General features: G+C 73.5%; 18 protein-coding genes. 3 read left to right on the top strand and 15 right to left on the bottom strand.

From position 1 onward, the window contains the following. Positions 1–68: 68 nt before the first annotated feature. The 12 genes from ACFZCD_RS10965 to ACFZCD_RS10910 all read right to left on the bottom strand — a co-directional run bounded on the left by ACFZCD_RS10965 (position 69) and on the right by ACFZCD_RS10910 (position 15716). Positions 69–1433, bottom strand: coding sequence for a glutamine synthetase family protein (locus ACFZCD_RS10965; RefSeq protein ID WP_391829499.1), 1365 nt, complete (start codon positions 1431–1433; stop codon positions 69–71). Further along, positions 1430–3229: an IucA/IucC family protein gene (locus ACFZCD_RS10960; protein WP_391829498.1), complete on the bottom strand. Its 1800-nt coding sequence runs from the start codon at positions 3227–3229 to the stop codon at positions 1430–1432. The genes ACFZCD_RS10965 and ACFZCD_RS10960 overlap by 4 nt, the downstream gene beginning before the upstream one ends. Next, positions 3226–4539, bottom strand: coding sequence for an MFS transporter (locus ACFZCD_RS10955; protein WP_391829497.1), 1314 nt, complete (start codon positions 4537–4539; stop codon positions 3226–3228). The genes ACFZCD_RS10960 and ACFZCD_RS10955 overlap by 4 nt, the downstream gene beginning before the upstream one ends. Further along, entirely contained in the window at positions 4536–5939 is a 1404-nt protein-coding gene (locus ACFZCD_RS10950) for a lysine N(6)-hydroxylase/L-ornithine N(5)-oxygenase family protein (protein ID WP_391829496.1), read from the bottom strand. The genes ACFZCD_RS10955 and ACFZCD_RS10950 overlap by 4 nt, the downstream gene beginning before the upstream one ends. Beyond that, positions 5936–7720: an IucA/IucC family protein gene (locus ACFZCD_RS10945; protein WP_391829495.1), complete on the bottom strand. Its 1785-nt coding sequence runs from the start codon at positions 7718–7720 to the stop codon at positions 5936–5938. Before ACFZCD_RS10945 ends, ACFZCD_RS10950 begins: the two co-directional genes overlap by 4 nt. 37 nt (positions 7721–7757) lie before the next feature. Next, a complete protein-coding gene (locus ACFZCD_RS10940) occupies positions 7758–9014 on the bottom strand; it encodes an alanine racemase (RefSeq protein WP_391829494.1) in 1257 nt (418 codons plus the stop codon). A 52-nt stretch (positions 9015–9066) separates the two neighbouring features. Next, on the bottom strand, positions 9067–9663 hold the full coding sequence (locus tag ACFZCD_RS10935; RefSeq protein ID WP_391829493.1) for a GNAT family N-acetyltransferase: 597 nt from the start codon (positions 9661–9663) through the stop codon (positions 9067–9069). A 121-nt stretch (positions 9664–9784) separates the two neighbouring features. Next, a complete protein-coding gene (locus tag ACFZCD_RS10930) occupies positions 9785–11248 on the bottom strand; it encodes a pyridoxal phosphate-dependent decarboxylase family protein (protein ID WP_391829492.1) in 1464 nt (487 codons plus the stop codon). Then, a complete protein-coding gene (locus tag ACFZCD_RS10925) occupies positions 11245–12597 on the bottom strand; it encodes a diaminobutyrate--2-oxoglutarate transaminase family protein (protein WP_391829491.1) in 1353 nt (450 codons plus the stop codon). Before ACFZCD_RS10925 ends, ACFZCD_RS10930 begins: the two co-directional genes overlap by 4 nt. 154 nt (positions 12598–12751) lie before the next feature. Continuing rightward, entirely contained in the window at positions 12752–13645 is an 894-nt protein-coding gene (locus ACFZCD_RS10920; RefSeq protein WP_391829490.1) for an ABC transporter ATP-binding protein, read from the bottom strand. Next, positions 13642–14766, bottom strand: a complete 1125-nt coding sequence (locus ACFZCD_RS10915; RefSeq protein ID WP_391829489.1) for a FecCD family ABC transporter permease — start codon at positions 14764–14766, stop codon at positions 13642–13644. The genes ACFZCD_RS10920 and ACFZCD_RS10915 overlap by 4 nt, the downstream gene beginning before the upstream one ends. Beyond that, entirely contained in the window at positions 14763–15716 is a 954-nt protein-coding gene (locus ACFZCD_RS10910) for a FecCD family ABC transporter permease (protein WP_391829488.1), read from the bottom strand. Before ACFZCD_RS10910 ends, ACFZCD_RS10915 begins: the two co-directional genes overlap by 4 nt. A 251-nt stretch (positions 15717–15967) precedes the next feature. Here ACFZCD_RS10910 and ACFZCD_RS10905 point away from each other — a divergent pair, with 251 nt between their 5' ends. After that, complete coding sequence (locus ACFZCD_RS10905) at positions 15968–16918, top strand: ABC transporter substrate-binding protein (protein WP_391829487.1); 951 nt, start codon at positions 15968–15970, stop codon at positions 16916–16918. Between the two features lie 105 nt (positions 16919–17023). On the opposite strand, the gene ACFZCD_RS10900 is transcribed toward ACFZCD_RS10905, so the two are convergent. Beyond that, positions 17024–17866 carry a (2Fe-2S)-binding protein gene (locus ACFZCD_RS10900; protein WP_391829486.1) on the bottom strand — a complete coding sequence of 281 codons (843 nt, stop codon included), beginning with the start codon at positions 17864–17866 and terminating at the stop codon, positions 17024–17026. Between the two features lie 113 nt (positions 17867–17979). Between ACFZCD_RS10900 and ACFZCD_RS10895 the strand changes: the two genes are divergently transcribed. After that, entirely contained in the window at positions 17980–19017 is a 1038-nt protein-coding gene (locus ACFZCD_RS10895; protein ID WP_391829485.1) for an NAD-dependent epimerase/dehydratase family protein, read from the top strand. Between the two features lie 110 nt (positions 19018–19127). Here ACFZCD_RS10895 and ACFZCD_RS10890 read toward each other — a convergent pair whose 3' ends face one another. Both ACFZCD_RS10890 and ACFZCD_RS10885 read right to left on the bottom strand, forming a co-directional pair. Next, complete coding sequence (locus tag ACFZCD_RS10890) at positions 19128–21887, bottom strand: discoidin domain-containing protein (protein WP_391829484.1); 2760 nt, start codon at positions 21885–21887, stop codon at positions 19128–19130. Positions 21888–21988: 101 nt separating this feature from the next. Next, entirely contained in the window at positions 21989–22777 is a 789-nt protein-coding gene (locus ACFZCD_RS10885) for a 3-hydroxybutyrate dehydrogenase (protein ID WP_391829483.1), read from the bottom strand. A gap of 127 nt (positions 22778–22904) precedes the next feature. Between ACFZCD_RS10885 and ACFZCD_RS10880 the strand changes: the two genes are divergently transcribed. Continuing rightward, a complete protein-coding gene (locus ACFZCD_RS10880; protein ID WP_391829482.1) occupies positions 22905–23585 on the top strand; it encodes a transglycosylase SLT domain-containing protein in 681 nt (226 codons plus the stop codon). Positions 23586–24209 lie beyond the last annotated feature (624 nt).

The raw sequence follows: 24209 nt of genomic DNA, 5'->3' as shown, positions 1-24209 counted from the left end.
GACGTCTCAGGAGCGGGCTGCCGCCGGTTCCCCGGCGCCGGCAGCCCGCCAGGTCCTGCGGGCCGGCCCTACAGGCGTTCGAATCCCCGGACGCGTTCCCAGTCCGTGACCGCGCTCTCGAAGTTCTCCAGCTCGGTGCGGGCCGCCTGGGCGATGTGGCCGACGACGCCGGTGCCGAAGGCCTTCGCCGCGACGGCGCTGTTCTCCCACCGGTGGAGCGCCGCGGTGAGCGTGCCGGGCAGGCGGGGGACGGACGGGTCGGCCAGGGCGTTGGACTCGTGCGGGGCCGGAAGCGGGAGTTCGTTCTCGATGCCGTGGAGGCCGGCGGCCACGGCGGCGGCCATGGCGAGGTAGGGGTTGGCGTCGCCGCCGGGGACGCGGTGTTCGATGCGCAGGGAGTGACCGGCGCCGACGACGCGGATGGGGCAGGTGCGGTTGTCGCGGCCCCAGCCGATGCCGGTCGGGGCGAACGCCCCGGGGCGCAGCCGCTTGTACGAGTTGATGTTGGGGGCCATCAGCAGCGTGAAGTCGGCGAGGCAGGCGAGCTGTCCGGCGATGAAGTGGCGCATGAGGGCGGACATGCCGTCCTCGGCGTCCGGGTCGGCGAGGACGGCCGTGCCGTCGGTGCCGCGCAGCGAGAGGTGGATGTGGCAGGAGTTGCCCTCGCCGTCGTCGAACTTCGGCATGAAGGTGACGGCGCGGCCCTCGTCGGCGGCGATCTGCTTGACGCCGTTCTTGAAGAAGACGTGGTTGTCGCAGGTCTTCATCGCCTCGTCGTAGCGGAAGACGATCTCGTACTGGCCGGGGTGGACCTCGCCCCGCGCGGTCTCCATGCGCAGCCCGGCGCGCGTCATCTCGCGGCGGATGCGGCGGACGAGCGGTTCGACGCCGGCGAGGCCCTGGAGGGAGTAGTCGACGTTGTAGCGGGTGGCGGGCTGCAGGTCGTGGTAGCGGCGGTCCCAGGCCTCGTCGTAGGAGTCGTTGAAGACCATGAACTCCAGTTCGGTGCCGGCGAAGGCGGTCAGGCCGTGGCCGGCGAGCCGGTCGAGCTGTGCGCGCAGGATGTGGCGGGGGGCGACCTCGACGGGAGCGCCGCCGGGCCAGGTGGCGTCGGCGAGGACCACGGCGGTGCCGGGGTCCCAGCCGGGCAGCCGCACGGTGCCCGGGTCGGGGCGGAGGGTGAAGTCGCCGAAGCCGCTCTGCCAGGCGTCGATGCCGTAGCCGGGGCCGGTGTTCATCTCGGCGTCGGTGGCGAGGAGGTAGACGCAGGCGTTGAAGCCGTTCCCGGCGGCTTCGTCGAGGAAGTAGGGGGCCGACAGGCGGCTGCCCTGGAGGCGGCCCTGCAGGTCGGGGACGGCGACGACGACCTCTTCCAGGCGGCCGGCCGCGGCCTCGGCGCGCAGGTGGTCGAAGGCGGTGGTGTCCTGGCTCACTTGGTCTCCCCGGCGGTGGCGGTGGCGAGCGGGTTGGCGACGCGGCCGTGGACGACGTCGAAGCCCTCGTCCTTCTCCGCGCGGTCGTGGAAGCCGCCGCCGAGGAGCTGTTCGCGGTTGAGGGCGACCCGGTCGAAGTCGGGGGCGAGGAGGCCGAAGCCGTCGAAGCGGCCGGCGAGCTCGGGGAAGCGGGCGTGGTAGCGCTCGATCTCGGCGCGGACCATGGCCCAGAAGGTGTCCTCGGGGACGTCCAGGTGCTCGGCGGCCAGCGGGGCGAAGAAGCGGAAGTGCCCGGCGAAGACGGCGCTGAGCAGGGAGTGGGCCAGCTCGTGGGCGGGCCAGCGCAGCAGGATCCGGTCCGCGCGCTCGGACAGGGACGCGTACTCGGGGTGGTCCCCGGGCAGCAGGTTGACGTCCTCGGCGAAGTCCTTGACGGCGATGCCGATCGGGGTGTCCTTCGCGTCGTAGAGGACGACGGTGTTCTCGCCGTGCGGGCAGAAGGCGGTGCCGTAGCGGTAGAGGTAGTGCAGCAGGCCCGGCAGCAGGGCGGCGAAGAACCTCTCCAGCCACTGCTGCGCCGTCAGGCCGGAGCGCTCGACCAGCTCGGCGGCCAGGGCCCGGCCGTCGGAGCCCACCTTGAGCAGGGCGGCCATGGTGCGGGCCTGCTCGCCGGCGCCGAGGAGGGCGCCCACCGGCTCGCGCCACACGGCGCCCAGCAGCTCGTGGAACCGGTACGGGGCGTCGGTCACGGAGTCGTAGAGGGGGTGGGCCACGGACACGGCGGCGACCTCGCCGAGCGGGTGGAAGCGCAGCTCCTCGCTGAGGAACGGGTCGCCGGCGCGGATGCCGTGCAGCCAGGCGCTCACGTCCGGGGCGGCGTGCGTGGGCTCGGTCTTCAGGCCGCGCCACACCAGGGTGTTGCGGATGAGCAGGGGCACCTTGACGTTGCGGCGGTGCGGGTGGTCGAGGTTGGCGAGGGTGCGGATCGACTGCAGCGGGCGGTAGCGGTCCGGGCTCTCGCCGAGCCGGACGATGCGGCCCTCGGCGAGGTACTGGGCGAAGAGAGTCTCGACGGCCTCGTCCCAGTGGAAGGGGTGCACCGGCAGCCACACGAAGTCGGACGCGTCGTACGGTCCGCCGGCGCAGGCCGCCTCCAGGGCCGCGGCGAACCGCTCGCGGACGTCGTCGTCCAGCTCCTCCTTGAGCAGTGTCCCGGCGTCCAGGCCGGGGACGCCCGAGTACGTGGCGAGGCCGGTGTGGACGGCGGCCCATATCAGGTGGACGGTGCCGGCGGTCTCGGGGGCGTAGGCGGCGGAGTCGGAGGCGGAGAAGCCGAGGCGGCCCTTGTTGAGCAGCATGCAGGGGTGCCCGTCCTGGTGGGCCTCCAGGTCGAGGTGGTCCAGGTCGGCCAGCCGGGCGGCGGGCAGGGCGCGGGCGAGGGAGGCGGCGTCGCTGCGCCGGGTCGCGGTCAGCTCCCGCAGCACCTCGGCGGTGGTGGGGCCGTCCCAGCCGAGGACGCCGCGGGCGTCGAGCAGGAGCCGCTCGGGGCCGGCGTCGCCGTCGGCGGGGGCCGGGTGGCGGACGGGCGGGCCGGCGAGGCGCCAGGTGCCGAACGTGCCGCGTGCCGCGCGGAAGGTCCAGTGGACGCCGTCCGCGAAGTCGAGGCGGTACGCGCCGGGCCCGGCGGACTCGTCGGGCCGCGGCGTCAGCAGCTCCTCGTAGGCGAACTCCTCGACGGCCTTGACCAGCAGCCGGCGGCCGGCTTCGGCCCAGGTGTCTCGGGTGGCGCGGTTCATCGGTCGTACTCCTTGGCGTGCGCGGATGCGTCGGCGGGGACGGTGACGGGGATCGGGTCGGGAACGGGTGGTGCGGGCGCGGTGCCCGCGGTGGTGGTGTGCGGTGCCTTCGCCAGGGAGGCCACGGCGGCGCAGGCCAGGGCCGCGGCGGCGACCGTCAGCGGCAGCGCGAGGTCGTGGGAGACGACGGCCGCCGAGATCAGCGGGGCGGCGAGCAGGCCGGCGGAGCGGACGGTCTCCACGGCGGTGAAGGCGGGCCCGGCCGTGCCGGTGGTCCGGAACATCCGCATCTCCACGGCGACCTGGACGAGGCCGAGGCCGAGGCCTGCCAGCAGCCGGCCGCTGACGAGCGCGGGGAGGCCGTCGGCGGCGTACTGCCACAGGAAGCCGGCCGCGCAGACCAGGGCCGACACCGGCAGCAGGCGGCTGCCGAACCGGTCGTGGCAGGTGCGTGCCAGCGGCAGGGTCACCAGCGCGCCCAGGCTGGGCAGGAAGAACAGCACGGCGCCGCCCAGGGAGCCGCTGCCGAGGTCCTCGGCGAACTCGGTGAAGAAGGGGCGGGCCACGGCGATCGCGAAGTCGAAGGCGACGCCGATGAGGGCCGCTTGGGCGAGCAGCAGCCGGCGGCTGCGGCGCGGGACGGCGGCTCGTACGGGCGTGGTGCTCGCGGGCTTCTTCTCCCCCGGCGGCAGCCGGCGCAGCACGCGCAGGATGAGGACGGCGAGGACGACGTCGACCACGGCGAACGCCGAGACGCCCAGGCGCGGGTCGGGCAGGGCGAGCACCCCCGCGCCGACCAGGGTCGCGGCCACCGCTGCGAGGTGGAAGACGAGGACGATGGAGCGCACGGCGGCCAGTTCGGCGTGCTCGGGGTCGCTCTGCTCCTCGGTCGCCTTGCGGGTGTGCTCGGCGATGAAGGCCGGGTAGGCGAGCAGCAGCGCGGCGTTGGCGGCCACGGAGGCCGCCGACAGTGCGGTGAAGGCGGTGTAGCTGGGTGCGAAGCCGAGGAAGACGTCCACGACGGCCGCCGAGCACAGGCCGGTGACCACCAGCTGGTGCAGGGGCCGGCGGCGGGCCGCGAGCCCCCACAGCGGGAGGGCGATCAGCCCCACGATGCGGCAGACCCACAGGTACAGGCCCGTGGCTCCGGGGTCGTCGACGCCGTAGAGGCGCTGGAAGAGCTGGGGGAGGAAGGGGGCGAGCGCGGTCTCGGCGATGAGGTAGAGCGCGATGACGGCGATCAGGACGGCCCGCAGCGGCAGGCCCGACCGTGCGGGGGCCGCTCCCCCGGCCTGCCGGGCCGGGGTCACCGCAGGGTCCCGATCGGGTCCGGCCGGCGGTCCGCGGCGGCGGGACCGGGACCGGCTGCGGAGCCGGCGGCGGGGGCGCCTTCGGGAGCGCCGAAGGTCGTCCAGGCGGCTTGCTCGGGCACCGGCAGCACGGGACGGCCGCAGACCGCGTTGAGGATCTTGGCGGCGCGCCAGGCGCCGAGGGTGAGGTCCGGGGCTCCGACGCCGTGGGTGTGCATCTCGGCGTTCTGGACGTAGAGGGTGCCGCCGACCCGCGGGTCGAGGGCGACCCGGTACTGGCCGTCGACGCGGTAGCGCTGCCGGTCGTCCCAGTCGACGAGGTCGCTCATGGTGTCGAGGAAGGCCGGGCGGGTGGCGCTGTAGCCGGTGGCTGCGACGATCGCGGAGGTGCGGAAGGTGAACTCGCTGTCCTGCGGGCTGTGACGGCACGTCAGGACGTATCCGTCGCCGTCCGTCTCCACGGCGCGCAGCTCGACGCCGGGGTGCAGGTCCGCGCGGGGGCGGCCGCCGCCGATGGTGCGCTCGTAGAGCTCGTCGTGGATGGCGCCGAGGGTGTCGGCGCTGACGCCCTTGTACAGCTGCCACTGCTCGCGGACGAGGTGCTCGCGGCGCTCCTCGGGCAGGGCGCGGAAGTAGCGGATGTAGTCGGGCGTGAAGTGCTCCAGGCCGATCTTGGAGTACTCCATGGGCGCGAACGCGGGCGTGCGGGCCAGCCAGCGCGTGAAGGGGCCGCCGAGGCCCTGGCCGTCCTGGTGGCGGATGAGGTCGAGGACGACCTCGGCGCCGGACTGGCCGGCTCCGATGACGGTGACGTCGTCGGCGGCGGCCAGGGCGGCCCGGTGCGTGCGGTAGTCGGCGCTGTGCAGCACCCGGCCGCGGTGCTCGTCGGTCAGCAGGGGGCGCAGCGGCTCGGGCACCACGGGGCTGGTGCCGACGCCGAGGACGACCTGGCGGGCCAGGACGCGGGTGGCGGTGCCGTCGGCGGAGCGGTGGGTGACGGCGAAGGCGCCGGCGCTCTCGTCCCACTCGACGGCGGTGACGCGGGCGTCGAAGCGGCAGGAGGGCAGGCTCTCGGCGACCCAGCGGCAGTAGTGGTCGTACTCGCGGCGCGGGATGAGGAAGCGCTCGGAGAAGAAGAAGGGGAACATGCGGTCGTGGGACCGCAGGTAGTTCAGGTACGACCAGGGGCTGGTGGGGTCGGCCATGGTGACCAGGTCGGCGAGGAAGGGCACCTGGAGGGTGGTGCCCTCCATGAGCAGGCCGGGGTGCCAGGAGAAGGCGGGCTTCGCGTCGAGGAAGAGGGCGTTCAGGTCCGGCACGCCGTCCGCGAGGGCGGCCAGCGACAGGTTGAACGGGCCGATGCCGACGCCGACGAGGTCGTAAGGGGTCTGGGCGCTCAACGCAGGGCCTCCGCGAGGGGGTTGGGAAGGTCGATGTAGACGGACTGGGTGTGCACGTCGCCGACGAGTTCGTCGAGCCCGTCCACGCAGGTGAGGTAGTTGCCCTTGCAGCGCAGCACCGGTGCGTCGAGCAGCAGGTCCAGCAGGCTCTTGGCGCCGGGCTCGCTCGCGCGCAGCCGTTCCAGCCCGGCGCGCAGCACGCGCAGCAGGTCAGGCTCGCCGGCCAGGCCCTGGGCGCCCATCGCGCCGATGAGGCCGAGGAGGTTGCTGATGTAGAGGTAGTAGCCGACGCGCTCGTCGACGAAGGCGTCGGCGAAGACGAGTTCGACGTCGTCGGTGGCGCCGGGCAGGAGGCGTTCGACGTCGGCCGCGCGGGATTCGGCGAGGTAGTAGCCCTGGCTGTCGCGGTACCAGCCGGCGGTGGGCAGGCCGTCCTCGCCGAGGGCGACGAGGGTGTTCTGGTGGTGCGGTTCGAGCGCGATGCCGTACCGGGCCTGGAGGCGGATGAGCGGGACGGCCAGGACGTCGAGGTAGTACTCCAGCCAGCGGGCGGCCGCCTCGGCGACCGTCGTGCCGTGGGTGCGCGCGGCGCGGGTCACCGCTTCGGCGAGCAGGCTGCGGTGGCGCGGGGCCGTTCCGTCGCCGGGGCCGGTGCGCTCGGCGAGCAGGCCGGCGACGCACAGGCCTTCGCGGGCGCCGCCGCGGAAGGGGTTGTCGCGGACGGCGGTCTCCAGCCCGGTCTCGGCGCCCGAGGTTCCGGCGGAGATCCAGGCGAAGTCGCGCAGGATCCCGAAGTCGGGGTGTTCGGCGCGCAGCCAGTCGGCGGGGCCCGCGGCGAGCAGCCGGGCCGCGCTGACGCCCAGGCGCATCTCGCCGCGCAGGTTGTTGCGGCGCGAGTTGGTGATGCGCATGCCGAGGGAGAGCTTGAGCATGACGTCGGCGTCGGGGCGGTGGACCGTGCGCACCGAGGACGTCGGGAACCACGGGTCTCCCCCGGGGCCCAGCGGTATGAGCAGCCCGTCGTCGACGAGTTGCCGGACCTCCGGCCGGTTCAGCACGTCGCGCGCCTGCCAGGGATGCGCGGGGAGGGGCACGGTGCCCGGGGGCAGGTCGAGGCCGGCGGCGGCGGAACGCAGCAGGCCGGCGACGGGGCGGCCGTCCCAGCTCTCCCCCACCACGATGTCCGGGTGGGCGGCGAACCAGTGCAGGGGGAAGGATCCGCGCAGCTCCGGGGAGAAGGCGGCCAGTTCGTGCTCGGTCGCTTCTTCGCGGCTCTTGGGGGCGGGGTGGAAGGGGTGGCCGAGCAGGAGTGCCTGTTCGGCGTCGAGGTACGGGGTGGGGCCGGTGGTGTCCTCGCCCTCGGCGCGGCGGGCGGCCAGGTGGGCGGCGACGCGTCCGGCGGAGTTCAGGACCCGGCCGGCGGCGTCGGCGCCGAGGTGGGCGGGGTGGCCGCGGCCGGTGGTGGACTCGCGGATCGCCGCCGAGGCGACGAGGGTCGCGTCGGCGGGCGGGGGGACGTCCCGGCCGGTGCCGAGGACGACGGGGTCGCCGAAGCGGTGCCAGCCGGTGGCCGAGCGGTAGCGGACGGGGACGCCGAGCCGCAGTCCGCTGGCGGGGAAGTCGAGCTGCAGGTCCTCACCGGCGGCGGGGACGCCGGTGGCGGTCTCCCGGACGTAGGCGCGCAGAAGCGTTTCGGTGGCGGCCGAGTCGGCGGCGCGCAGCGGGTCGGGGTGGTCGAGGGGATCCGGTCCGGGTGCCGTGGGGTTCGGCGGGAGGGTCATCAGGGACTCCGGGTGCGGGACGGGCGCGGGGCCCGGCTCAGAGCAGGATGCGGTCGGCGACGGGGTGGCCGAGGAAGGAGTGCATGGCGAACTCCCAGCCGTAGGAGCCCGCGTAGGGGAAGACGGCGATGTCGCCGGCGCGGACGCGGTCGACGCGGACGTCCCGCAGCAGGGTGTCCTCGGGGGTGCAGAGCTCGCCGACGAAGGTGACGGGGGTGCCGGCGGCCTCGGGGCGCGGGAGGCCCTCGGGCCAGGTGCCGACGGGCAGGACCGCGACGTTGTGGACGATGTCCCAGGAGGTGGGGAGCTGGAAGTGGTTGATGCCGCCGCGCAGGGCGGCGAAGGACTGCCCGTAGGAGTGCTTGACGTCGGTGACCTCGGCGGCGTACCAGCCGCAGTCGGCGACGAGGAAGCGCCCGGGTTCGAAGGCGACCTTGACGCCGGCCGGGGGTGCGAGGGCCGCCATGAGCTCGCCGAAGCGGGCGGTGTCGAAGGGCTTCTGCCCCTTGAAGTCGCCCTCGAAGTCGACGCCGATGCCGCCGCCGACGTCGATGTGGCGGAGGTCGATGCCGTGTGCGGCGGCGGTGGCGGCGCTCCATTCCACGCACCAGCGCACGTAGTCGGCGTGGGACTCGGCGTCGAGGTTGTTGGAGGCGGCGTGGATGTGGAAGCCGATGAGGTCGATCGCGGGCAGGCTCCGGGCGATGCGGACGGCTTCGGCGACGTCGGGCTCGGGGATGCCGAACTGGGAGGCTTCGCCGCCCATGTGGAGGGAGCCGGTGACGGGGATGGTGGCCGGGTTGACGCGCAGGGCGACGCGGGCGGTGGTGCCGCGCTCCTGGGCGATGCGGCTGATGCGGTGCAGTTCCAGGGGGCTCTCGGCGTTGATGGCCTCGGCGCCCGCCTCGACCAGGCCCGTCAGGACGGGGACGGACTTCGCCGGTCCCGCCGCGAGGACGGGGGCCCAGGTGCCGGGGGCGGCGGGCTTGGCGGCGGTGGCGAGGGCGAGTTCCGACAGCGAGGCGACCTCGAACCCGTCGACGTGGGGGGCGAGCGCGTCGATGATGCCGGGGAAGGAGTTGGCCTTGACCGCGTAGTAGACGGCCGCCCACTCCGGGAGTGCCGCGCGCAGCTCGCGGGCGCGGGCCGCCGCGACGTCGCCGTCGTAGAGGTAGGCGGCCACCGGGGTCCCGGTCCCGGCGAGTTCGAGGATCCGCCGCTGCACGTGTGCGGGAAGGGTGTCCTGCGGGTGGGCGGAGCGGGGCGCTGCGGACGGCGGGAGTTCTATGGACACGGTGCTGCCTTGCTGCTGGTGAGGGACGTTCGGTACGGGCCGGGGCCTGCGGTCAGGCCTGGCGCAGCGGGCGCACGATCATGGTGTGCGGGCGCCAGCCGGGGTAGGGCTCCATGGTGCCGACGGGGGTGAACCCGTAGCGGGCGTAGCTGTCCAGGACGACGGCGTTGCCCTCGGCGACCAGGGCGGCGGCCCGCTCCTCGGGGCGCTGCGCGAGGAAGGCGTTGAGGAGGGTGCCGCCGATGCCGCCGCGGCGCCAGGGCACTCCGACGAGGAGCTCGCAGACGCCGATGGTGCGTCCGGGGTGTTCGCGGACGTACTCCGGGTCCGGCGCGGGGGTGAGGCCCTCCCACCACAGGGAGTCCTCGGGCAGGGTGTAGCCGTAGACGAGGGCGGCGACGCGGTCCTCGTCGAAGGCGGCGACGAGCTCGAAGCCGGGGCGCGCGCAGTGGCGTGCGAGGCGCTCGGCGATGGGCGGGTCGTTGTGGTCGCTGAGGCCGAGGGCGTGGGCGTAGACGTCCTCGTAGGCGCGCACCCAGAGCGCGAGGCGGTCCGCGGCGGCCGGGCCGTCGAAGCGCTCGACGCGCAGGGCCGGTGCGTCCGGTCCGGGTATGACGGCGGTGCCGCCGCCGGTGGCGATGGTGTTCATGGTTCCCCTCGGGCGGCACGGGGGCGCCGGCGCGCGTGGTGCGCGACCGGCCGCCCCCAGCTAGTTAGGCGAGGCTAAGCTAATTCATTCTCGGCGGCATTCCAAGCCGCCCCGGGAACCGCTAGGCGCCGGCGGCCACCGCCGCGGGGGACTCGGCCCGCTCGGTGACGAGCTTGAGCAGACCCTCCAGGTCGGCCGCCGTGGTGCGCGGGTGAAGGAGCGTCACCTTCAGCCACAGGCGGGGCGTGCCGTCGGCGTCCGGCACCAGGGCGCGGCCCAGGACGGCCCGTCCCTCGGCGAGCAGGTCCCGGCGGACGGCGGCGACGAGGTCGTCGCCCGCCTCGCCGGGCAGCTCGTCGGCGGCCACCGGCCGGAACAGCACCGTGCTGATGCCGGGGCTGCCGGCGCGCAGCCGCAGCGCGGGGTGTTCGTCCACGGCCCGGGCGAACTCCGCGGCGGTGTCGACGCAGTGCTCGGCCGTGCTGCCCATGCCCCGCCGGCCCAGGGCCCGCAGGGTCGCCGCGATCTTCAGGACGTCCGGGCGGCGCGTGGTGCGGATGGAGCGGCCGAGCAGGTCGGGCAGGCCGGCTTCGGTGTCGTCGTCGGCGTTGAGGTAGTCCGCGGTCAGCGCCAGCGGCTCCAGCAGGGAGGCGTCGGCGACCGCGAGCACACCGGCGGCGACCGGCTGCCAGCCCAGCTTGTGCAGGTCGTACGTCACCGACACGGCGTGCTCGATGCCCGCCAGCCGGGGCGCGAGCCGCTCGCTGAAGAGCAGGGGTCCGCCGTAGGCGGCGTCGACGTGCAGCTCGGCGCCGTGCGTGCGCGCGAGGGCCGCGAGTTCGGGCAGCGGGTCGATCATGCCCTCGTCGGTGGTGCCGGCCGTGGCGACCACCAGAGCGGGGCCGGGGCCGCAGTCGGCCAGCGCCCGGCCGAGGGCCGCCGGGCTCATCCGGCCGTCCGGGCAGTCCACGACGACCGGGGTCGGCAGGCCGAGCATCCAGGCGGCCCTGCGCACGCTGTGGTGCGCGTTGGCGCCGACGAAGACCTGCAGCGGGCGGCCGCCGGTGGCGCGGGCCCGCTCGCGCGCCAGGAGCAGCGCGACGAGGTTGGACTCGGTGCCGCCGCTGGTGATGACGGCGTCGGGCTCCGGACGGCCGGCGTACACCAGGTGCGCGAGGGCGGCGGTGACTTCTTCCTCGATGACCGCGGAGGCGGGTGCCTGGTCCCAGGAGTCCATCGAGGGGTTGAGCGCGGATGCGACCAGGTCGGCCGCGGCGGCGACGGCGAACGGCGGGCAGTGCAGGTGCGCCACGCAGTGCGGGTCGGAGGGGTCCGCCGCGCCCTCGGCGGCCGCGCGGGCGACGCCGTAGAGGGCGTCCTCCGCGCCCAGGCCCTCGTCGGGCAGGACGGGCGAGCACAGGGCGCGGGTGCGGGCGGCGACCTCCTCCGGTCCGCCGGCGGGCAGCGGGCCGCCGCGGGCGGCGGCTCCGTCGGCCAGGGCGTCGAGCGCGACGGCGGCAAGGCGGCGCAGGGCGTGCGGGGTGGCCGGGTCGGTGACGGCGTCGGGGCGGATGGCCTCGCTCATGCGGCACGCTCCACGGAGACCTCGGACAGGGCGTCGGCGATGCGGTTCAGGACGGAGTCGGCCTGCTCGTCGGTGAGGACGAGCGGGGGCAGCAGGCGCAGCACGTTGTCGCCGCGGCCGCCGAGTTCGAGGATGAGGCCGCGCTCCAGGCAGGCGGCCTGGAAGGCGCGGGCGAAGGCCGGGGCGCCGGGGCGGGAGCCGAGGGCGTCCGGTTCGGCGGCGGGGTCGACCAGCTCGGCGCCGATCATCAGGCCGCGGCCGCGCACCTCCGCGATCTGCGGGTGGACGGCGGCCAGCTCGCGCAGGCCGGCGCGGATCCGCTCGCCCAGCTTGGCGGCGCGCTCGGTCAGTTGCTGCTCGGCGACGGTCCGCAGCGTGATCTCGCCGGCGACCATGGCCAGGGTGTTGCCCCGGAAGGTTCCCGTGTGGTCGCCCGGCTGCCAGGTGTCGAGGTCGGGCCGGTAGGCGATGAGCGCCAGCGGGAGGCCGCCGCCGACGGCCTTGGAGGTGACGAGGATGTCGGGGGTGACGCCCGCGCGCTCGCAGGCCCAGAAGTCGCCGGTGCGGCCGATGCCGGTCTGCACCTCGTCGATGATGAGCAGGATGCCGTGCTGCTCGGTGATGCGGCGCACCTCGCGCAGCCACGCGTCGGGGCCGGGCACGACGCCGCCTTCGCCCTGGACGACTTCGAGGATGACGGCGGCCGGCTTGCCGACGCCGCTGCTGGGGTCGGTGATGTAGCTCTCCATCAGGCGGGCGGAGAGCTCGCCCGCCCGCTCGGCGCCGACGCCGAACGGGCAGCGGTAGCCGTAGGGGTAGGGCAGCCGGGTGACGGGCTGCGCCTCGGCGGGGCCGAACTCGGCCGATCCGCGGCGCATCCGGCCCGGGCCGGAGACGGAGGACGCGCCGAGGGTCATGCCGTGGTACGCGCCGGTGAAGGCGAAGACGCCCTGCCGGCCGGTGGCGTTGCGGGCCAGCTTGAGCGCGGCCTCGACGGCGTCGGTGCCGGCCGGGCTGCAGAAGTGGAGCTTGGCGTTGTTGTTCAGCGTTCCCGGCAGCCGCTTCAGCAGTTCCTCGCTGAAGGCGTCCTTCTGCGGGGTGATCATGTCGAGGGCGTGCAGCGGGGCACCGGAGCCGATCACCTGTTGCAGGGCGGCGATGACGTCCGGGTGGTTGTGGCCGAGGGCGAGGGTGCCCGCACCGGAGAGGCAGTCGAGGTAGGTACGGCCGTCGGCTCCGGTCACCTCGGCGCCGGCGGCGGCGACGGGCGCCACCGGGATGGACCGGGCGTAGGTGCGGGCGGCTGACTCACGTTGCGCCTGTCGGTCGAGGAGACGAGCACGCAGCATGGTGGGATCCTTCGGTCACGAGCGGAGAGCTGGGCAGGCAAAGGCGAAGGCCGGCGGGAGGTGATTTCTCGCCACCCACCGACTTAGGTAAGCCTAACCTACTGAGCGGCGTGTGGGACCTCCGGGCCCCAATCACCGCCGCTCCCCGCCGGTCTCACACCGCGTCAGCCTTCACCGGCGTGTGCCGGCTCAGCGGGATCACCATCGGGGAGCCGGTCTCCTCGTCGTGGCGGACCCGGGCGCGGAGCCCGAAGACCTCCTGCACCAGCTCCTCGGTGAGCACCTCGGACGGTGCCCCCTGGGCCACCACGCGCCCCTCCTTCATCGCCACCAGCCGGTCGGCGTACCGCGCGGCGAGCGACAGGTCGTGCAGGACCACCACGACGGTGCGGCCCGTCGTCAGGTGCAGCTCGCGGACGAGGTCCAGCACCTCGATCTGGTGGGCCAGGTCGAGGTGGTTGGTGGGCTCGTCGAGCAGCAGCAGTTCCGTCTCCTGGGCCAGCGCCATCGCGATCCAGGCGCGCTGGCGCTGGCCGCCGGACAGTTCGTCCAGGGTCCGCTCCGCCAGCTCGTACATGCCCGTGGCGCGCAGGGCCTGCTCGACCGCGGCCTCGTCCTCGGAGGACCACCGCCGGTACCAGCTCTGGTGCGGATGCCGCCCGCGCGCCACCAGGTCGGCGACGCTCAGCCCCTCGGGGGCCGCCGGCGACTGCGGGAGGAGGCCGACGCGCTCGGCGACCTCCCGCGTCGGGATGCGGTGCACGGGCCTGCCGTCGAGCAGCACGCTTCCGCTCGTGGGCTTCATCAGCCGCCCGAAGGCCCGCAGCAGCGTCGACTTGCCGCAGCCGTTCGGCCCGATGATGGCCGTGACCGTCCCGTCCGTGATGTCGAGGTCGAGCTCGTGCACGACCGTCCGGTCCCCGTAGGAGAGCGTCAGGGCCTCCGCGCGCAGGCGTACGGCGGGGCTCGCCGCCCCGTCGCCGCTCCCGGCACCCGACGGCGCCGGGCCCGCGGAGGGAGTGGGGGTGATGTCGGTCGTCTCGGTCATGACGTGCGGGCCCTTCCGCTCCGAATGAGCAGGTACAGCAGGTAGGGGGCGCCCAGAGCGGCGGTGAGGATTCCGACGGGCAGTTCGATGTTTCCGAAGGCGGTGCGCCCGAGCACGTCGGCCCAGACCGTGACCGCCGCGCCGATCAGCGCGGAGGCCAGCAGCGGCGGCGTGCCGGTGCGCAGCAGCCGGACCGCGAGCTGCGGGCAGGCCAGTGCCACGAAGGCGACCGGGCCCGCGGCGGCGGTCGCGGCAGCGGTCAGCAGCACCGCCGTGAACAGCAGCGCCACCCGGGTCCCGGTCATGCGGACGCCGAGGCCGCGGGCGGTGTCGTCGTCGAAGACGAGCGCGCCGAAGGGGAAGGAGAGCAGCAGGGCGACGGGCATGAGCACCACCAGCGCCCACAGGGCCGGCTGCAGGGTGTCCCAGGACGCGCCGTTGAGGCTGCCGTTGAGCCACAGCAGCGCGCGCCCGGCGTCGACGATGTCGGCCTTGAGCAGCAGCCAGGACAGCACGCTGGTCAGGATGGCGTTGACGCCGACGCCCACCAGCAGCACGCGATAGCCCGACAGGCCGCGGTGTACGGCGAGCAGGTAGACGAGCACGGTCGCCAGGACACCGCCGAGCATCGCGGCGGCGGGGATGCCGACGCTGGCCAGGGAGCCGCCGACGCCGCCGTAGGCGCCGCCGAAGACGATGACGGTCACGGCGCCCACGCCCGAGCCCGCCGTGATGCCCAGGATGTCGGGGCTCGCGAGGGGGTTGCGGGCCAGGCCCTGGATGACGGCCCCGGCCAGCCCGAGGGAGGCGCCGACGAGGGCGCCGGTCACCGAGCGCGGCAGGCGCAGCTCCGTGACCACCATGCGGTTGCCCTCGTCTCCCCCGCCGAAGAGGGCCTGGGCCACCTGGCCGACGGAGATGTCGATGTCGCCGCGCCCGCAGTTGACGAGCACGCCGAGGAAGAGGATGCCGAGCGTCAGCAGCGGGATCAGCAGCGTGCGCGGGCGCCATACGGCGGAGACGGGACCGGCCCGCAGGGGGGTGCGTCCGGGAACGCGCAGGGTCGCGCGCCCGGACACGCCGGCTCCGGGCGTGCCGTTCCGTGCCGAGGTGTCGCTCATATCCTCACCGCCTTGCGGCGGCGGACGAGCTGGATGAAGACCGGCGCGCCGATGAGCGCCAGCATGATGCCCACCTGCAGCTCCCCCGGCCGGGCCACCAGCCGCCCGAGGGTGTCCGCGACGAGCATGAGCGTGGCGCCGATCAGCGCCGCCTGGGCCACGATCCAGCGGTAGTCGGGCCCGGAGAAGTACCGGGCGATGTGCGTTCCGACCAGGCCGACGAACCCGATGGGGCCGCACACGGCCACCGCCGTGCCGGTGAGCAGGGTGATGGCGGCCATGCCCAGAGCCCGGTTCCAGCCGATCCGCACGCCCAGCATCCGGGCGACGTCCTCGCCGAGGGAGAGGGCGTTCAGGCCGGGGGTGTTCAGGGCGGCCAGCACGAGCCCCGCCCCGATGAACGGCAGGGCCTGGAGCGTGAGGCCGAGGGGCTGTCCGCTCACCGACCCGACCGTCCAGAAGCGGTAGGTCTCCAGCGCCTGCCGGTCGAAGAGCACCATCCCCGCGGTGAGCGCGGTGAACAGGGCGTGCACCGCGGCACCGGCCAGAGCGAGGGTCACGGGCGTGGCGCCGCCGCGGGTGAGGGCACCCACCGCGTACACCAGCGTCCCGGCGACTGCGGCCCCGAGGAAGCCGAACCACACGTAGCCGTACAGGCTGCTGACGCCGATGAGGAAGAGCGAGGCCACGACCCCCACGCCCGCGCCGGCGCTGATGCCGAGCAGCACCGGGTCGGCGATCGGGTTACGGGTGTGACCCTGCATCAGGGCCCCGGCGGCGCCCAGCGCGAGGCCGGCGACCAGTGCGGTCACGGTCCGGGGCAGGCGCAGCGAGCGGACGATGACGTCCCCTTCGGTGCCGGAGGCGTGCCACAGGCCGTGCCAGATCTGTCCGGGGCCGAGGGGTTGCGCGCCCAGCCCGATGCTCAGCAGCACGGCGAGAACCAGCATGCCGAGCAGAGCAGCCGTCCAGATCCGCCGTGTTCTGACTCTCTCGGACGCAACCTGTCGGATATGCCCCTTTTTTACGGGTGGCGCAGGTAGCGCTTCGATCACGATCCCCTCCACAGCGAAATTCGGCCACTTAGGTGAGCCTATCCTTAGGATGTACAACGCGAACAGAGAAGGGACCCCCGCCGATGAGAGCCCGTTGGCTCAGTCGTTTCAGCCGCACTGTCGGAGCCGTCGCTGTTACCGCAGGCTTGCTCGCCACTGCCGCCTGTGGCGGCAGCTCGGACAAGGATACGGACGACAAGAGCGACAAGTCCCCGGCCGCCGTCGGCGGAGCGTTCCCGCGCACCATCGACCACGCCATGGGCAAGACGGAGATAAAGAAGGCTCCCAAGCGCGTGGTTGCGCTGGACATGACCTTCGTCGACGCCACGCTGGCCCTGCAGTCGGACGTCGTGGGCTACACGACGTTCGCCTCTCCGGACGAGAAGCTGCCGGCCTACTTCGGTGACGACGCGGCCAAGTACGGTGGCAAGGCCAAGCCCGTCGGCATGCTCGACGAGCCCAGCCTGGAGAAGATCCAGGCCCTCAAGCCGGACCTCATCCTCTCCGCGAAGGTCCGTCACGAGAAGCTGTACAAGCAGCTGTCCGCCATCGCGCCCACCGTCTTCACCGAGGACACCGGCGCGACGTGGAAGGACAACCTCAAGCTCGTCGGCAAGGCGCTCGGCAAGGAGAAGCTCGCCGACGAGAAGGTCGCGGCCTACGACAAGCGCGCCAAGGCGGTCGGCGACAACGTCCGCAAGAAGAAGGGGGCCAACCCCTCCGCCTCCGTGGTCCGCTTCGTGGACGGGCCGACGCGCCTGTACAAGGAGGACACCTACATCGGCGTCATCATGAAGGACCTCGGCTTCGACAAGCCGCAGGACGCCAAGGGCACCGGCTTCAACGCCGACATCTCCGAGGAGCAGATCAAGAAGGTCGACGCGGACGACATCTTCGTCACCGCCTACCCCGACCCTCAGGGCGCCTCGAAGAAGAGCCAGGAGAAGTTCCAGGCCAACCCGCTCTGGAAGCAGCTCAAGGGCCAGGTCCACGAGGTCGACGACATCACGTGGATGCTCGCCGTCGGACTCTACGGTGCCAACTCCGTGCTCGACGACGTCGCCAAGACGTACGGGGTCGACGCGGCTCGCGCCTGACGCACACGGAAGGCCGGGCACTCCCGAGAGGAGTGCCCGGCCTTCCGGCGTTCCGGGAACAGGGCGGCGTGCCCCGAGTCCGGCTCGGTAATGAATGACGGGGCGTCAGGCGCGGTTGGTGCGCGGGCAGGTGGCGCACAGCTTCTGCGGGCTGAGCGTGTACCACAGGCAGCAGTTGACCCGGGTGCGGGTGACCTCGCCGCTCTCGCCCCCGCCACCGTCCCCGTCTCCGCAGGAACGGAAGCCGGCAGCACCGACGAAGGGCCGGGTGTTCCCCGGCAGCAGCGCATCGGCCGCGGCCGCGGCCCGGCCCTCCTCGCCGGTGACCCGGCCGACGTACCAGATCCCCTCGGTGAGCTCGTCCGTGGCCAGACCCCACACGGCCCGCGGGCCCCGGCGCAGCAGCGGGCGGAACGCCTCCAGCACCGGCCCGAGGTGATGGGCCACCGCGGCGCGCAGCACCGACCGGAGTTGCTCCTCGTCCGCCACGACGCGGACGCCGGGCAGGCCGGCCGCCGGGTCGTCCGGCAGGCAGGTGATGTACGACGGAGAGACCGTCAGCGACCCCGAGGCCTCGTCGTAGCCGATGCCGTCGGGACCGACCCACGGCACGCGGCGCTCCAGGAACCAGGGGCCGCTCATCGCGAGTGCGGCGAGGAAGGCGTACTGGTGGAGCGCGTCGAGGGCCGCCACGTCACGGCGGGGCGTCACGCCGTGCGCGTCCTCCATGCGCCGGCCCGCCATGTCCACGAGCCACTCGCGGAGCCCGGCATCCCGGACGAGCCGCTCGCCGGTGACCGGCGCGCCCGCGGCACGCGGGCCGGCGTCCAGGCGGACGAGGGGGCGAAGCGTCTCCCCCAGCCGCGCGTAGGTCTCCCGCAGGACATCCGCACGGGTCGCCGTCCCGGGTACGCTGACCACCCGGGAAGTGGCCACTGCAGTCGTCACGAAGACCCCCAGCGGGTACTCGGCACAAAATCTAGGTAGGTAAGGCTTACCTTAACCTAGAAAATCATGCAAGTGCCCGTCCCGGCGTTCCTCCGCCACTACGCTTCCATTCCATGTCTCGTGCACTGATTCTCGGAGGAACCGGCCTCATCGGCCGCGCAGTCGCCCGGCGGCTGCTGGACGCCGGATGGGACGTCGACGTCACCGGCCGGGACCCGGAGCACATGCCGGCCGGGCTCGCGGCCGCGGGGGCCCGCTTCGTCGCGGCGGAACGGGCCGACGCCCGGGCCCTTCGCTCCGCCCTCGGCAAGGGATGCGACCTGCTGGTCGACTGCATCTGCTACACCGCTGCCGAGGCCCGGCTGCTGCTCCCCCTCGCCGGGGACGCCACTTCCACGGTGCTGATCTCCAGCCGGGCGGTGTACGCCGACGCCGACGGCAACCACTCCAACTCCGCCGTCCCGCCCCGCTTCGACGGGCCCGTCCGCGAGACCCAGCCCACCCTCGCCCCCGGCGACATGGACTACCGCTCCCGGGAGGGCTACGGCCCCAACAAGGTGGCGGCCGAGCACGTCTGCCTGGACAGCGGGCTGCCCATCACCGTGATGCGCCCGTCGCGCGTGCACGGCGTGGGCGCGGCCCGCCCGCGTGAATGGGTCTTCGTCAAGCGCGTCCTCGACGGGCGCGGGGCGGTGCTGCTCGCGCGCCGGGGTGCCGGGGTCGTCCACACCACGGCGGCGGCGAACATCGCCTCCCTCGTCGAGACCGTCGCCACGAAGCCCGGTGCCCGCGTCCTCAACTGCGCGGATCCCGACGCGCCGAGCGCGCTGGAGATCGCTCGCATCATCGCCCGGCACCTGGGCCACACCTGGGCGGAGGTCCTGCTCGACGAGTCGGCCCCGGAGAACCTCGGCCGGACGCCCTGGGACTCACCGCACCCGGTCGTGCTCGACACGAGCGCCGCCGCTGCGCTCGGATACCGGCCCGCGGGAGACTACGCGACGACCGCCGCCGCCGAGATCGACTGGCTTGTCGAAGCCGCACGCACGGGCGACCCCGCGGGGATCCTGCCGGCCGCGGACGACGAGTACTTCCGCCGGTTCGGCGACTACGCGGCCGAGGACGCCTTCCTCGCGGCCCGTCAGCACTGATCGCGGACGACCGCGTCGGGAACGCCGCTTCCCCCGCCTGCACCGAGGCGGGGGAAGCGGTGCAGGATTCCGTTCCTGTCGTTCCTTTCCTTCGTCCGCCAGGAAACCGGCTAGGAAACCGACACTTCGGCGATGCCCGTGCGGGACTTGGCGGTGGCGTCGCCGCGCACCACCACCCGTACGTACCGGGCCGGCGCCGGTGTGCCGGTGCTCTCGCGCCAGTGCTTCCCGTCGGCGGACAGCTGGACACCGTACGAGACGGGCTCCGGCCCGCTCCAGGCCGGGGTGACCTTGCTGACGCGCACGGCCTTCCCGAGGTCCGTCGTCAGGCTGCCTTCCGGCCCGTCGGGCACCCAGGCCGTGGCCGGATTGCCGTCGACGGCGGCGGCCGCGTACATGCCCGGCTCCTCGGAGGAGGCGGTGGCAGGCGTGCAACGGGCCAGGTTGGCGGTCGGGGCGAGGTCGGGGCGGCGGGTCTTGAGGACGGCCGGGGCGGCCTTGGTCAGGACCTGTTCCCCCTGCGGGGTGTCGAGGGTCATGGGAGCGCCGCCGGTGAGCCGGACGGTGGTGGCGTGGGCGCCGAGCTCGATGTCGTACGTGCGGCCCTGCCACTGCAGACCGCGCAGGGTGACGCCGCGGCCGAGCTGCGGGGGCAGCACCGGGTCGAGACGGAGCCGGTCCTCGCGCATCCGCATGCCGGTCAGGCCGTGGGTGAAGATCTGCAGGAAGCCGCCCTTGCCGGTGAGGAAGTCGTGCGCCGGCGAGCCGGCCAGCGGGTCCTCGGCCCCCGCCTTGGCGCCACGGGCCTCCGAGAACTGGGCGAAGGGCCCACGGACGAACGGCCTGATGGAACGCTGCAGGTAGGTGTACGTCGAGCAGCCCGGTTCGCCCGTGCCGGCGGCGGCGATGGCGTGCACCGAGTCCGTCATGGCGGGGCCGTCGGGGTCGGTCCGTTGGGCGTAGTAGTCGAGCGTGGCGGCCGCGGCGCCCTCCGGCATCGGCCACTCCAGGGGGTACGCCAGCAGCACCGTGTCGGCTTGCTTGATCTTGCTGCCGCGGTAGCCGTCGTACTGCTGGAAGACCTTGCTCCGCGCGTCGTACGGGATCCGGATCCGGTCGGCGATCGCCGTCCACTCCCCCGGGGCCCGCTCGCCCAGCAGCTGCGCGGCGCGGGTGGCGTTGCGCAGCGCGGTGACGGCGCCGGCGTTGGTGAAGACCGCGTCGTCGACGCCGTTGCTGTACTCGTCGGGGCCGGCGGTGTCCTTGACGGAGTAGCTGCCGTCCGTGTTGCGGCTGACCCTCCCGGCCCAGAACTCGGCGATGCCCTTCATCACCGGCCAGCCGCGCGAACGCAGCCAGCCGGCGTCGCCGGTGGCGAGGTAGTACTGCCAGGTGGCGAGGGAAATGTCCGACTGGAGGTGGATCTGGGTGCGGCAGTGGGGCGGGTCCACACTGTGGCACTCCTGGGCGAGGTCGCCCTTGCTGCCGCTGTTCCACGGGTAGAAGAGGCCCTGGTAGCCGAGCTTGCGGGCGTTCTCGCGGGCGCCGGGGAGGGTCCGGTAGCGGTAGTCGACGACGGTCCTGGCGAGTTCCGGCTGGGCGGCCAGCAGCGCCGGGTACATCCAGGTCTCGGCGTCCCAGAAGACGAGGCCCGCGTAGTTGTCGCTGGTCAGCCCGGCCGGGGCGATGCTGTTGTCGGCGCCTTCCCGGGTGCTGGACAGCAGCCCGTAGCGCGCGGAGCGCACCCATGCCTGCAGGTCACGCCGCCCCGGCACCTCGATGTCGGAGCGCCAGAGCCGGGCCCAGGCGGCGGTGTGGGCGCGAAGCAGCCCGTCCCAGCCGCTCCGGGCGGCGCGCAGGGAGGCGGTGGTGGCGTCCTGGCGGGGGGCGTGCGAGGTCAGCGCGGTGTCGACGCCGACGTACTTGGTGAGCTCGTAGGCCTGCCCCTTGCGGACGGGGAAGGCGAGGGACTGCCGTGCGCTCAAGTCCCGGGCGGCACCTGCCTCGTCCGCCTTCGCCGCGCGCACGCCGCGCCCGGGGCTCAGGGTGGAGGCGACGGCGCCGTCGGTGTCCGTGCCGTCGGTGCGGAAGGTGACGTCCATGGTGCGGCTGTCGGAGGAGCCGTCCCGGCCGGGCCCGGTGGTGGTGCGGTCGCCGCCACCGGTCTGGCGTATGCGCCGGGCGCCGTGCCCGTCGAGCAGATCGGTGACGGTGGCCTCGCCGCTCCAGTGCGGGGTCATGCTCAGGCGTACGGCGCCCACGTGGGGGTTGTCGCGGTCGGCCAGCACCTCGTAGACCAGGTCCGTCTTCCGTCCGTCGGCGGCGGTCCAGGTCAGGGAGGTGCGGACGATGCCGCAGTGCAGGAAGAGGGTCTGGCGGTACCCGGAGATGCGGCCCGCCTTCGTCAAAGAGTTGAAGGTATCGCCGTGTTCGCCGCCGGTGCCGACGGTGAGCCCGGTCCAGGTCGGCAGAGCCGCGACGGCCTGCCGGTCCTGGGCGGTCTGCTGGTTGTGCGCGTAGAGCCCGGACACGAACGAGCCGTCGTAGCCGGGGGTGAAGAGCGGCCAGCCTGTTTTGGCGCTGCTGCCGGTGTAACCGGCGCCGTTGGGCGGTACGCGCTGGCCCAGGTAGCCGTTGCCCACGTAGGCGTGGTGGGTGTCGTCGCTGCTGACCTGGGTGGTGTCGAGTGTCCAGCCGTCGCCCGTCCGGCAGTCGCCGGCGGGCGGGGCGGAGGCGGGAGGACGGTCGGCGGTGGGGGGATGTGGTGCTTGTGCGGCGGCCGCGGGTGGCACCGAGGCCACGAGCGCGCCTGCGAGCAGCAGTGCGGCCATGCGGGTGGGACGCGGCCGCGCACCGGGAGAGTACGTCATCGTTCTCCGTCGTGTTGACTCCTGCGAGAGTCCCGCGACCTTAAATTTAGTAAATGGCCGACGTCAACAGCCGTCCACTACTTGTACGACTTCCGAAGGCGTCAGTGGGCGGTCCAGCCGCCGTCCATGGTGAGGGTGGTGCCGGTGATGAAGGATGCGTGCGGTGCGCAGAGGTAGGCGACGGCCTCGGCGACCTCCTCCGGTTCGACGAGCCGCTTGAGCGCCTGGCGCGCGAGCAGCACCTCCGTGAGGACCTGCTCGGCGGGGAGGGAGTGGGCGGAGGCCTGGTCGGCGAGTTGTTTCTCGACCAGAGGGGTGCGCACGTAGCCGGGGCTGACGCAGTTGGACGTGACGCCGTGGGGGGCACCTTCGAGGGCGGCAGTCTTGGAGAGTCCTTCCAGGCCGTGTTTCGCCGCGACATAGGCGGACTTGTAGGCGGAGGCCCGCAGCCCGTGGACGGAGGAGATGTTCACGATCCGGCCCCACCCCTGCTCGTACATGTGCGGCAGCGCACCCCGTATGAGCCGGAAGGGAGCCTCCAGCATGACAGTGAGGATGTTGTGGAAGGCGTCCGGGGGGAAGTCCTCGATGGGACGCACGAGCTGGATCCCGGCGTTGTTGACGAGGATGTCGGCGCCGGTCGCGGCCTCCTCCGCCGCATCGAGATCGGCGAGGTCGAGCACCACGGCCTCGACGCTTCCGGGCAGGCGGTCCGCTCTGCCGGCGAGCTGCGCGAGCCCTTCGGCATCCCGGTCCACGGCGCGGACCGTGGCTCCGGCGGCGGCGATCCGCAGGGAGCAGGCTGCGCCGATACCACCGGCGGCGCCGGTGACGAGGGCGGTACGGCCCGCGAGATCAAGCGAGTTGACGGGGTCGGCATAGGTGGTCATGCCGGGATCCTAGGGCGCCGCGTGCGACCATACTGGTGTGAGCACCGGCGGCAGCCGGACGCCCCCGGAGCGCCTTGCAGATCACGAACGAATCGGGTGGTCGATTCACATAAGGAGAGGTGTGGCGATGGCGTACCGAGGGCTTCGGCAATGGAGTGTTGTTCCCGTTGTCTCCCTTGTCTCCCTCGTCGTGGCCGGTTGCCTGGTGGCCGGCTGCAGCGCGAGCGGCGGGACCACGACATCACCTGACGGCAGGGCTTCCGGGTCGGCCGGCGCCGCGCCCGGCCGGCAAGGGCAGGCCTCTCCCTCTTCCAATGCATCGGCCAACGACCCGGCCCGCCATGCCGCGAAGGTGGTCAAGCGCGCGTCGCAGGCAGGCGTCAGCGCCCAGTTGCTGATGGCGATCCTCTACAACGAGTCGTACAAGCCTCACGACCCCGAGCTGGAACGGCAGTGGCAGCGGATGAAGCCCGATGCCGCCTTCGGCGTCGCGAACATGCACAAGGCGACGTTCGACGAGGTCAAACAGGGCCGCGACTTCGCCGGCCGGTCGTGGGACGAGCTTCCGGACGACCCGGACCTGGCCATCGAGGCCGCCGCGTGGTACTTGCACGATCTCGCCGCCCAGCTGCCGGCGGGCTCCCACGGCTCCTACACCAAGGAGGAGTTGCTCGCCCTGGGGTACAACGCCGGCCCGGGCAACATGAGGGCCTTCGCCAAGGGCGCGAAGCCGGGGGCCATGGCCCAGTCGTACCTGGACCGGCTGCGCGGCAACTGGGACAAGGCGCGGCAGGCGGTACGGTCCTGAACGGTCCTGAGACCGCCGGCCGTACGGTGCTGAGGCAGACTGCCGTACGGCCCTGAGGCCGCTGTACGGCAGTCGGTGACCTCTTGCCCCGCGCCGCCCTTCCCCGGGTGGCCGGGCGCAGCCGGGTCGGCGGGTCCGGGTCAGTCCTCGTAGTAGTTGTTGACGACCACGTCCGGCTCGTCGTCGCTGAACGCCTCGTTGAGCAGCGCACCGCCGACCAGACCGGCGGCACCGGCGCCGATGAGGGCGCCGGTGCCGAAGCGGCGGCCGCCCTGCTGCTGGTCGCCGTGCTGGGCCGGATACCCCTGCGGCTGTGCCTGCGGGTAGCCCTGCTGCACCGGCGGCTGCGGGTAGCCGGCCTGCGGGTACCCCGCCTGGGGCTGCGTGTAGTGCGGAGGCGGCGTGGTCTGCACCCGGTGCGCACAGCCGCCGCACACCTGGACCGGCCGGGGCACGCCCCACTGCGGTGACCACGTCACCGTCGTCGCGCCGGCGCCGTGGCTGGGGTCGAAGAAGCAGGTCACAGAAGGACTCCCTGTCGATTTCTGGGATGCGGCGACCGGCGGCGCCACGGGTGGAGCGGGTGCCACGGGCGGAGCAGGTGCCACGGGCGGAGCGGGTGCC

Origin of the sequence: Streptomyces sp. NPDC008001, from assembly GCF_042958085.1 — a bacterium.
In the GTDB taxonomy this organism is placed as follows: domain Bacteria; phylum Actinomycetota; class Actinomycetes; order Streptomycetales; family Streptomycetaceae; genus Streptomyces.
The sequence above is the reverse complement of the archived record's forward strand: the minus strand, read 5'-3'. Positions and strand labels throughout refer to the sequence as shown.